7 protein-coding genes are annotated in these 11913 nt (G+C 38.0%); 4 read left to right on the top strand and 3 right to left on the bottom strand.

Annotated features, from left to right (window positions below):
- Positions 1–91 precede the first annotated feature (91 nt).
- The 4 genes from JM81_RS17375 (at position 92) to JM81_RS17360 (ending at position 7076) form a co-directional block, all read left to right on the top strand.
- Entirely contained in the window at positions 92–1486 is a 1395-nt protein-coding gene (locus JM81_RS17375) for a Gfo/Idh/MocA family oxidoreductase (RefSeq protein WP_186435602.1), read from the top strand.
- A 115-nt stretch (positions 1487–1601) separates the two neighbouring features.
- Positions 1602–2822 (top strand): sensor histidine kinase, encoded by a 1221-nt coding sequence (locus tag JM81_RS17370; protein WP_089262082.1) that lies wholly within the window; start codon positions 1602–1604, stop codon positions 2820–2822.
- 111 nt (positions 2823–2933) lie between these two features.
- On the top strand, positions 2934–5453 hold the full coding sequence (locus JM81_RS17365) for a M14 metallopeptidase family protein (RefSeq protein WP_144805279.1): 2520 nt from the start codon (positions 2934–2936) through the stop codon (positions 5451–5453).
- 30 nt (positions 5454–5483) lie between these two features.
- Complete coding sequence (locus tag JM81_RS17360; protein WP_144805277.1) at positions 5484–7076, top strand: amidohydrolase family protein; 1593 nt, start codon at positions 5484–5486, stop codon at positions 7074–7076.
- 167 nt (positions 7077–7243) lie between these two features.
- On the opposite strand, the gene JM81_RS17355 is transcribed toward JM81_RS17360, so the two are convergent.
- The 3 genes from JM81_RS17355 to JM81_RS17345 form a co-directional block, all read right to left on the bottom strand.
- On the bottom strand, positions 7244–7501 hold the full coding sequence (locus tag JM81_RS17355; RefSeq protein WP_144805275.1) for a hypothetical protein: 258 nt from the start codon (positions 7499–7501) through the stop codon (positions 7244–7246).
- 363 nt (positions 7502–7864) lie between these two features.
- Positions 7865–9214, bottom strand: a complete 1350-nt coding sequence (locus tag JM81_RS17350) for a DEAD/DEAH box helicase (RefSeq protein WP_144805273.1) — start codon at positions 9212–9214, stop codon at positions 7865–7867.
- 168 nt (positions 9215–9382) lie between these two features.
- Positions 9383–11884, bottom strand: a complete 2502-nt coding sequence (locus JM81_RS17345) for an ABC transporter permease (RefSeq protein WP_144805686.1) — start codon at positions 11882–11884, stop codon at positions 9383–9385.
- Between the last annotated feature and the right edge of the window lie 29 nt (positions 11885–11913).

Genomic DNA, 11913 nt, shown 5'->3' with positions numbered 1-11913 from the left:
CTTTTAAATCCCAACTTGTTAAATCAGAATATTATAAAATTTTGGTATAAAAAAAACGGTATATTTAAATTACCACTTAAAAAACCGAAAAATGAACAATACCAGGAGAAAATTCATTACTTCTATAGGAATGCTTGCAGCCAGTTCGGCATTTCCTATATCAACTTTTGCGTTTAACAAAACTTCTAAATTAAAGGTTGCCTTGGTAGGCACCGGTATTAGGGGCACCACTTTTTGGGGTAAACGTTTGGTAGATGAATATGGTGAAATATTGGAATTTGTTGGTTTATCCGATATTAACTCAAGCCGCTTAAAATATGCCATGAACTATATAGGAGCGGACTGCCCGCTCTTTACGGATTTTGAAGAGATGATACAAAAGACTGAACCTGATTTGGTCATCGTTACCACTAAAGACTCCACCCATCATGAATACATTATTAAAGGATTGGAAATGGGCTGTGATGTCCTTACGGAAAAACCGTTGACTACGGACGAAAGCAAATGCCAAGAAATTATTGATGCAGAAAAGAAATCGGACAAAAAGTTAATTGTAGGTTTTAATTATCGATGGAGTCCTTATGCTACAAAAATTAAGGAATTGATAAGCAACAAAACCATAGGAGATTTGGTTTCCGTAGATTTCCATTGGTACCTTAATACGTATCATGGTGCATCTTATTTTAGGAGATGGCATGGAGAAATGGAAAGCAGTGGTTCGTTATGGGTTCATAAATCTACCCATCATTTTGATTTGTTAAATTGGTGGATAAATTCCGAACCTAAAGAAGTATTTGCCTATGGCGATTTGGAATTTTATGGCAAAAACGGACCGCAAAGAGGTCCCAATTGCAGGTCATGTGACCATAAATCCACTTGTGAGTTCTATTGGGATATTACAAAGGATGAGTCCATGAAAAAACTTTATGCCGACCATGAGCATGAAGATGGTTATATCCGGGACAATTGTCTCTTTAGGAACGAGATAGATATTTATGATAAAATGTCCGCACAGGTTAAATATGCCGATAATACGGTAGTCAATTATAGCTTAACGACCTACTCCCCTTTTGAAGGTTGGCGTGTTTCGTTCAACGGAACAAAGGGCAGAATTGAAGCTTCAGAGGATATACCCTACCATTCGGTCAGCACGGTCAGTGAAGCTGAAAAACATGCTTTGGAAATGGCCCAGAATAATAAAGAGGAAGAAAATTTTGGTTCGATCGTTGTACATAAATTATGGGAAAAACATGAGGTTGTCAACGTACCCATTGAAAAAGGGGGCCATGGAGGCGGTGATAAGCGTCTTCATGATAAAATCTTTGTCAATCCAGAAACCACAGACCCTTATGGCAGAACTGCAGGTATTAGGGATGGGGCCATGTCCGTCTTAATAGGAATTGGAGCAAGAAGGAGTATAGAGTCAGGAAAACCAATAAAAATTGGTGATTTAACAGACCTGGAACCTAAAAAAATACGTTCATAATAATTTTTTTGTTGCATTAGGCTACACTATCCTAAAATTTACTAGTATAATGTTAAAAACATAATTAGATTTACATTGTATAAACAGTATAATTTATAGTACCTAAACCACATTTATGCCCGGATTTACCATTGACCAAGAGCGTCTACAGGATAAAACCAAATTATTTTTAAGGGTAAGTTATGCCACTAGTATCATCTCCATATTATTTGGGGCCATATGCTATTTTATATTGCATGTTACCCAAATAATACCGTTTGTATTAGTTGCATTTGGTATAATCAACCTTATAAACCTTCAATATTTCAAGGTTCATAAGCAAATTTTACCCACGTTCAATTTTTCATCGGTCATTGGGCTTATATCTGCATTTGTGGTAACCCTTTATAGTGGTGGTATTCAAAGTCCGTTTATATTCATGCTTCCCTTAATAGGTTTTGGCGGGTTTGTCAATAGCAGTAAATATGGCAGAAATTATTTTAATCTAATTTACGTTCTAATTTGCTTGCTTTTTACGCAAACTATACCAAGTTTAAGGGTTACGGAAAATGTAGTTCCGGTAGAATACTTTGGAACGTTTAGTTTTCTTTCCATATTGATCTCGGTATTCCTATTGGGTAATACCTTTGGCAAAAGTTTGTTAAAAACCTACAATGCCTTATATACGTCCAAAAAAAATATGGCTATCCAGGTTCATGAAAAAGAGAACTTATTAAAAGAAGTACACCATAGGGTAAAAAATAATTTACAGACCGTTTCAAGTTTATTGAGCCTACAATCCAGAAACATTGAAAACGGACCTATGAAAGGACTTCTAAAAGGGACACAAAACAGGGTTATAGCCATGGCTATGGTTCACGAAATGTTATATATGCGTAATGATATTAGCCATATAGAATATAAATCGTACGTGCAAGAATTGAGCGAATACCTTATACGTTCCATAAAAGGAATTGAAAATTCAATTGTGTTAAATATTGAAATCCCAAATATTAAATTAGGTATTGATACCGCCATACCTTTAGGATTGTTAATCAATGAAGCATTGACGAATGCCTTAAAATATGGAATTGAAGGTGACGATTCCGGAGAAATCCATATTAAATTACAAAAAGACCAGGCCAAACAAAACTGTTATATTTTGGAAATTGGCGATAATGGAAAAGGTTTCCCAGATACGGTAAATTATAAGAATACTAAATCATTAGGGCTAAAACTAATACATAACCTTACCCGCCAATTAAGAGGCACCATAGAAAGGGACCATTCTAAAAAAGGAACTAATTACATCATACAGTTTCAAGAAATTAATCAGCAGTTAAACCAGACCCTATAAGTTTATGTTGAGAATAATGCCAATAATTTAATTGGCGTTCAGAAAAATTCAGCACAAAAGTAATTGCAGTTATTTGTCTATATTTAAGCAACCAACTAAAAAACTGACTGCATGCTTAAAAAATTACTCCTTTTGGTAATTCTTTCTGGATTTACCTTATCTGCTCAAGATTATTTTGTTCAAAAATACAAACCCTTTACAGCTGAAATTCCTTCTCCCGAAACGTTTTTGGGCTATGCTATTGGTGAACATCATACACGGCATGACCTCATAGTAGCTTACCTGGAAAAACTTGCCGAACTTTCCGATCGGGCAAGCATAGAAGAATACGGTAGAACCCATGAAGGTAGAAAACTGGTCATGCTTACCGTTACCAGTCCAAAAAATTTAAACAACCTAAACAATTTACGTGAAGCGCACTTGGCCTTTACTGACCCAAAACAAAAAGTTTCCAATTATAACGAGGTTCCTATCTTCATTAACTTAGCATACAACGTCCATGGCAATGAACCTTCAAGTTCAGAGGCTGCATTGTTAACGGCGTATTCACTAGTAGCTTCCCAAAATCCTGAAATTTTAAAATATTTAGACAATGCCGTTATTTTTATTGACCCCACCATTAACCCTGATGGTAGGGATAGGCATACCCAATGGGTAAATACATATCAAGGGAGTCCAGAAGTGGCAGACCCCCAAGACGCGGAGCATAATGAATATTGGCCTATGGGAAGAACTAATCATTATTGGTTTGACCTGAACAGGGATTGGCTATTGGCCATTAATCCTGAAAGTAGGGGTAAATTGAAATGGTACCATCAATGGTACCCCAACGTTGTGACAGATTTTCATGAAATGGGAACCCAAAGCACATACTTTTTTGAACCAATGAAAACGAATGCCTCTTTTGACCCCATTATGCCCAAAGAGAATTATGAAGATTTGAACACCCTATTTGGAAATGAATTTGCAAAAAGTTTGGATAGCATAGGATCATTATATTTTACAAAGGAAGTTTTTGATGGTACTTATCCCGGCTATGGCTCTTCCTACCCAGACCTACAGGGCGGACTAGGACTATTGTTTGAACAGGCCAGCTCAAGAGGACATAGACAAACTACGGCATTTGGTGAAATTACCTTTGCATTTACGATAAGAAACCAATATGTATCTGGGTTAACCACTGTAAAAACAGCGGTGGACAATAAAGATATAATGCGTAAGTATCAACAAGATTTTTTCAAGAGCGCCTTGACCAATGCTACCAAAAACAAGGTTAAAGGCTATCTTTTTGGGGATACACATGATCAAAACAGAACAAAAGCCTTTATTGATAAATTGCTTCTTCACAAAGTAGAGGTATACCGGTCTGGCAATAGGTTTGCGGTACCCACCCAGCAACCACAATACCGTATGGTGCAAACAATGTTTGAGACCTATGAAAAATATAGAGACAGTGTATACTATGATGCCTCTGCATGGTCCGTTGCCAATTTTTACAATATGAAATATAGACCCGTTAATAATTTGGACTTAGGGGAGAAAATTTCCACCACGCAGGAGCTGATCAAATTAGAACCCGTATCCAAATCCAGCTATGCTTATATCATGGATTGGGACGATTATAATGCACCGGCAGCCTTATATTATTTACAGCAAAAAGGAATTATAGCCTCGTCCGCTGCAAAGCCCTTTTCAGTTAGGGTTAACAAGGATAACAAATCATTTAATTATGGTGCAGTCTTGATTCCGGTAAGTCTCCAAAAAGTAGATGGCACATCAATTCATCAAATGATTACAGAAGCACAGGAAAAATTCAATGTTCCTTTTTATGCGGTGAACTCTGGACTTAGCGATAATGGTATTGATTTGGGCAGCGGCAATATCTCACCTATAAAGCAACCAAAAGCCGTAATGTTGATTGGTAATGGAGTAAGGTCCTATGAGGCAGGTGAGGTTTGGCATCTACTGGATACCCGTGTACATATGCCTATTACGAAGGTACCCATGCGCAATTTCAACAAGTTGAATTTAGATAAGTATACCTCCCTAGTAATGGTTTCGGGACAATATAATTTTACTAAAAATCAAATTGAAAAAATAAAGCAATGGACGGAAAAAGGAAATACTTTGGTGACTATAGGCTCTGCCAGTAAATGGGCTATAGACAAAAAAATAGTTCAAGAAGAGCTCATTGCTAAAGAAAAGGATTCTACCCAAATAGCTGTTAGAAAACCCTATGTAGATGCACGTGAGAATATTGGTAAGGAAAGTATTGGTGGTGTTATCTTAAAAGTTGACTTGGATATTACCCATCCACTCTCCTATGGCTATAGGGACAATCAATTACCTGTTTATAAAAACAATTCCGTTTGGTTAGCTCCCAGTAAAAATCCGTATGCTACCGTTGCCAAATATGCTGAAGACCCACATATTGATGGTTTTATAACCAAAAAAAACATGGCGGAACATATTATGAATTCGGCATCGCTTATTGTCAGTAAGGTAGGCAAAGGCAGGGCCGTATTATTTGCTGACAATCCAAATTTTAGAGGCTCATGGTATGGAACAAACAGGCTATTTTTAAACGCTCTTTTTCTTGGAGATAAAATAAACGTTCCCTCGCAGGATTAATAATACCTATTTAAAATTTTAAAATAGAACATGAAAAAAAAATTAGGTCATATAGCACTGGTCATCGCCACTTTTTTTATAAATAATATATCTGCTCAGTCTTTGCAAGGTGACGGACCACATAACCAATTGATTATTAGAGGAGTCATGCTTATTAACGGTAATGGAGCCCCTCCTCAAGGACCTGTTGATATTGTTGTTGAGAACAACATTATTAAAGATGTGAAGGTTGTTGGTTACCCGGGGGTAATAATAGATGAAAGTAGAAGACCAAAACTTAAACCCGGTGGAAAGGAACTTGATTGTACAGGTATGTTCCTCATGCCCGGTTTTATAGATATGCATACCCACATAGGGGGCGATGCACAAGGAGCAGACCCGGATTATGTGTTTAAACTGTGGATGGCACATGGAGTTACTACGGTGAGAGAAGTAGCGGGAAGAGGTATCGATATAGCGTTAGATCTAAAAGAAAAGAGTAAAAGAAACGAAATAATTGCGCCACGCATAATTTCCTATACTGCCTTTGGACAGACAAGTAAAACCTTCAACCCCTTGAACGACATACCTATTTCTACACCAGAACAGGCTCGGGAGTGGGTACGTGCCAATGCAAAAAAAGGCGCGGACGGAATTAAATTCTTTGGGGCCGAACCTGAAATTATGGCAGCTGCTTTGGATGAAAACAAAAAGTTGGGCCTAGGTTCGGCATGTCACCATGCACAGATGAGCGTAGCCAGGTGGAACGTTTTACATTCCGCTAGGGCCGGGTTGACCTCAATGGAACATTGGTATGGTTTGCCAGAGGCACTATTTGAGGACCGTACGGTGCAAGATTTTCCGTTGGACTACAATTACCAAAATGAGCAGGACCGTTTTGAAAATGCGGGTAAATTATGGAAACAGGCGGCAGAACCATACTCTGAACATTGGAACAATGTAATGAACGAACTATTGGAGTTGGATTTTACTATTGACCCCACATTCAATATTTATGAGGCAAGTAGGGATTTACAACGAGCTAGACGTGCAGAATGGCATGATGATTATACACTGCCATCTCTTTGGGAGTTTTATCAACCAAGTAAAATTTCCCATGGATCCTATTGGCATGATTGGGGTACAGAGCAGGAAGTGGAATGGAAAAACAATTACAAGCTGTGGATGACCTTTATCAATGAATATAAAAATAGAGGTGGCCGTGTAACGACAGGATCGGATTCCGGTTTCATTTTTCAACTATACGGCTTTGCATATATACGTGAATTGGAGTTGTTGCGCGAAGCTGGATTTCATCCGTTGGAAATTATACAATCTGCCACACTAAATGGCGCAGAAGCGCTTGGAATGGACGATGTAATAGGCTCGGTCAGTATTGGTAAATACGCAGATTTTGTAGTAGTAGAAGAAAATCCACTTCAAAACTTTAAAGTGTTATATGGAACTGGAGCCATAAAGCTTACCGAGGACAATGAGGTGGTTCGTATTGGTGGTGTAAAGTATACGATCAAAGATGGTATCGTATATGACGCCAAGGCCCTACTGGCTGATGTTAAACGACAAGTAGATGAAGCCAAGGCAAAAAGTAATTATAACATTAAACAGCCCGGTATCAAGAATTAAAACTTCTTCTTGTCCACACGCACTTTGATCGCTTGTAGTTTATTTTGTTTTCTTGTATTAATGGTAAACACTTCAAGAACAATAAGTACTGGTATTAAAATCGTAAGTAAAATCATAATTCAATATTTAAAAGGTGCTTCGTTGCACCTTTTTTAATATGGCAAAGATTATGCCAATTTACCGTAATTTTTCTTTGTAATAAAGGCCAATTCCCTATTGACCCTAGAATTCTTATATCTATATAAACGGGCTATTGAAGTTTCGTCAGAAACTGTAACCTTTTCCTCAAGGTCAGAATCACTAATGCTACCAACCATAACAATACCCATTTCAAGAGTGTCAACTTTATCATTTTGCTTTGCATTTTGAGCCAGTGCAACCCCACCGGCAAAAAGAATTATTAATAAGGTAAAAAGTGTTTTCATAACTAATCTAAATACAATGTAAAGATACCTTCAGGTGTTGAAGAGTGGCCGTTGACCTCGCTGAAGTGCTATAATTTTCGCTTATTGTAATTTTCATTGATGAATAGACAAAAAGTATCGACGAATGGTTTTTAGGTCAAAAACCACATGTCGAAACAGTGTGCATTTCGTCGATGATATTAAATTACAAGAATGTTCAACAGGAGTAATTCAATACAAAAAAAACTAGATTGCCGAGTACAATTTATGATGAAGAAGCACTAGATATGAGCAGATTTGATCATCTGCAATACCTTATGGTTATGTTTATCGTACTTTATATAAAAGAATTGTTGTTAGGGTAGTTTAAAAACAATATTGAAATTATCTTTTCTTACGTTTGGCATAATTTTTATCTCCCCTGGTCTTTGGTTTGGAGTATTTCTTTTTGATAATGCGTTTATAGGAACCACCTTGATTCTGCTTTTTGTTCTTTTCCGATTTCTCATGAAAGCTGGCACCACGTTCCTCCTCATTAATGTGTAGAGGATTTTCACGCTCCCTATGTTTGGGTTGTTCATCATAGGTGAGTTTGGTTGCTATTTCCACATCTTCGGGCAACGTTTTTAATGGTATTTCCTGTCCCATTAAAGCCTCAATAGCTTCCTTATATTCAGTTTCTGCAGGAGTATACAGTAATATTGAAGTACCCTCCTTCTCTGCCCTACCGGTTCTACCAATACGATGCATATAATTTTCTGGATATACTGGGGTATCAAAATTGATGACATGAGAAATTTCTTGTAGGTCCAGCCCCCTAGCCATTACATCTGTTGTCACCAAAATGCGGTTCTTACCCTCATCAAACTGGGTAATGGACCGTAACCTATAGTTTTGGGTTTTATTGGAATGGATGATACAAATCTCTTCACTAAAAAACTCTGCCATTTCCTTGAAAAGTAAATCTGCACTTCGCTTGCTAGAAACAAAAACCAACACCTTATGAAATTCAGTTTCATTCTGTAATAGATGCACCAAAAGGTTCACTTTGGTATAAAAATTAGGTGTGGCATAGCCAAGTTGCTTAATATTTTCCAAAGGTGTACCACTAACGGCAATAGCTATTTTTTGGACTCCCTTAAAAAAATCAGCAATAAAAATATCGATATCATCGGTCATGGTGGCAGAGAACATTATGTTCTGCCTTCTTTGAGGTAACAATTCAAAAATATTTATCAATTGAAATCTAAAACCTAGGTCTAGCATTACATCGACCTCATCAATCACTAGTTTTTTAACTTGCTTGAGTTGCACCGCTTTGGTCAATATTAAATCATACAACCGTGCCGGAGTAGCCACTAAAACATCCGTACCCTGAGCCAATGCCTCTTTCTGACGCAGCATGCTCTTACCTCCAAAAACTCCAAGTACACGAATACCAGAATACTTAGCAAGTTTTTCCGTTTCTTCCACAACCTGGACCACCAACTCCCTAGTGGGCACCAAGATTACTACTTTAGGATGAATTTCTTTAGAAAATGTCAACGTGTTTAAAATAGGAAGCAAATAGGCAAATGTCTTTCCTGTACCTGTTTGCGCAATTCCTACCACATCACTACCACTCATAACTATTGGAAAAGCTTTTTCCTGAATAGGGGTGGTTTGTTCAAAACCTAAATCTGCCAACGCTTTTTCAAGGTTTCTAGAAATCTTTAAATCGGTAAACAAGGACATATAATGACTTTTGTATTAAAATGCAAAGCTATGTGGATTAGTTGACAAATCACGCAAAGTGAGACAATTATCAGGTTATTGGTATAAAATTAGGGTTTAGACCAATAATAATCCACTACCGTGGGGTGCTTTGTATTTCGTCCTTGTTTAGCCCCAGATGAAATACTGTTAACTTCCTTCTTTACGTAACACCTCTAAAGGCGGACTTTTTAAAATCCCCCTGCTATTGAACCATCCTATAAACAACACCAATAAGGTAATGCCAGGCAGAAGAATTATAAACGGAACATAAGAAGGTACAAATGGCGTGTCAAAAACAAAATAGGCGAGCAAAAAGCTGCTGAGCAATGAAAGTAGTACGCCTACCCCACTACCTAATATGCCTAAAAATAAATACTCCAAAGCATTTATTTTTAAAATCTGTTTGCTTTGTGCTCCCAATGTACGTAACAAGACACTTTCACGTATTCGTTGGTATTTGCTATTGCGTACGGAACCTATTAAAACAATGATTCCTGTTAGGATACTAAAAAATGCCATAAAGGTGATGACCCATGAAATTTTGTCCAATATATTTTCGATTAGGGAAACAACTTGTCTTAAATCAATGATAGATACATTTGGAAACTTACGCACTAGCTCTCTCTGCAAATTGGCCGATGATTTTTTATCTGGTGCGTTCGTGGTAAGAACATGAAACTGCGGTGCATTCTCCAATACGCCTTGCGGAAAAACAATGGAAAAGTTAAGTTGCATCCGTGCCCAATCCACTTGCCTTATATTGCCTACCACTGTAGTCATTAATTTACCTTGAACATTGAACAACAATGTATCTCCAACGGTAACCAGTGCATCATTCGCCACATTATTCGCCAATGATATTGGTATTACCTTTGCATTGGGGTCTACACGTTCTATCCATTCCCCTTCCAATAATTGTTCTGACCCGATCATGGAATCCCTATAGGTGGTTCTAAACTCGTGATTTAAAATCCACTTGTTCACCCGCGTAGTTGTGTCTAATCGAATATCATTTACCGATCGGTCCTTTATACGTTCCAATCGCATGGTTACTATTGGAATATTATCTATTACGGGCAATCCTTTTGGGGTTATTGTATTTGCTACCTCATTGCGCTGATCGGTCTGTACATCAAAAAGTATTAGATTAGGACTTTGCTCATTTGTTTCAAAAGCAGTTTTTGCCAATAAAAAATCTTTGGTAAAGTATAAAGTACTAATTAAAAATGTACCTATACCAATTGCCAATATCAGTACTACGGTTTGGTTGTTCGGTCTAAAAAGATTCAACAAACTTTGACGGGCCGCAAAACTCCATGATTTTGGAAAGTATCTCTTTATCAAGCGCATAAACCCAATGGATACCAATCCCAAAATGGAGAACGTTACCAATATACCTAGCACAAAACCGGCAGCAAAAGTCCAACGGCCCAATAGCCAATAAGCAAACCAAAAAACAAACAGGATAATGGTCAACATGACCCAAAGTTGATACGGTCTAGATTTTTTACCAGTGTCCTCTTGTACACGCAGTACCTGTAATGGAGATACAAACCAGGTATTTATTAAAGGGGACAGTGCAAATAGAACCGACATAATCACCCCTAACGACAACCCAACAAAAATTGCTTGGAACGAAGTGGAAATCTCCACCTCAAATGGTAAAAACTCCTGTAATATTAATGGAAACGTCTGTTGCAATAGTAATCCTATTACCGTTCCAATAAGTCCACCCAATAGACCCATTCCAGCAATCTGAAGTAGAAAAATCATGAATGTTTGTTTACGGGTCGCCCCCAAACATTTTAGTACGGCGACCGCCTTCAATTTTTCCTTAATATAAATATGTACGGAACTGGCAATACCCACGCATCCTAACAATAGGGCTATAAACGCTACCAAATTTAAAAACCGGCCAACATTGTCATAGCGTCGTCCCAGACGTTCACTGGTATCCGTATGCGTATCCATATCTGCATTTTCGGCATCCAGCATAGGATCGACCATTTTATCCAACTGTTTTAAATCTATTGTAGCATTCTTAAAATAGTAGTTATATTCCAACCTACTTCCACGTTGTAATAGTCCGCTCTGTTCCATGAAACGATAGGGTACAATAATGGGCGGTGCCGCAGTGGCCCCAATGGCCGTACTACCCGGGGCGGTTAACAATGAACCTACAATAGGAAAGGTAATGTTACCCAATTTTACGCTATCGCCCGGCTGAAGATTATACTGTAACATAGCGGTGGCATCTACCAAGGCCCCACCTAATTCTTGATAGGAAATTGCGGCACTGGCAGGCTCCGTCTCCAGCTCCCCGTAAAATGGAAAATTACCATCTATTCCACGTACCTGTACTAATTTTGTATTGCCGTTTTTCAAAAAAGCTGCCATAGAGGCAAAATTGACTTCTTTAGCATCTGCCCCACCAAGGGAATCCATTAATTCCTCTACCCTTTCATTGGCAGGTTGGTTGCTGTCTATTAAAAAATCTGCACCCATAAGCGCTTTGGACTGCAGGCCAATATTTTCTTTTAGATTATTGCTGAAGGATTGTATGGAAACCACGGCGCTGATTCCTAAAGTAATGGAGGCCATGAACAATAACAATCGTTTGCCACTGGCTTTGCCATCTCGCCAAGCCATTTTAACCAACCAGCCAAAGTCTGCCTTTG

The organism is Maribacter sp. MAR_2009_72 (assembly GCF_007827235.1).
Taxonomy (GTDB): Bacteria; Bacteroidota; Bacteroidia; order Flavobacteriales; family Flavobacteriaceae; genus Maribacter; species Maribacter sedimenticola.
This window is presented reverse-complemented; position numbering and strand designations above follow the sequence as displayed.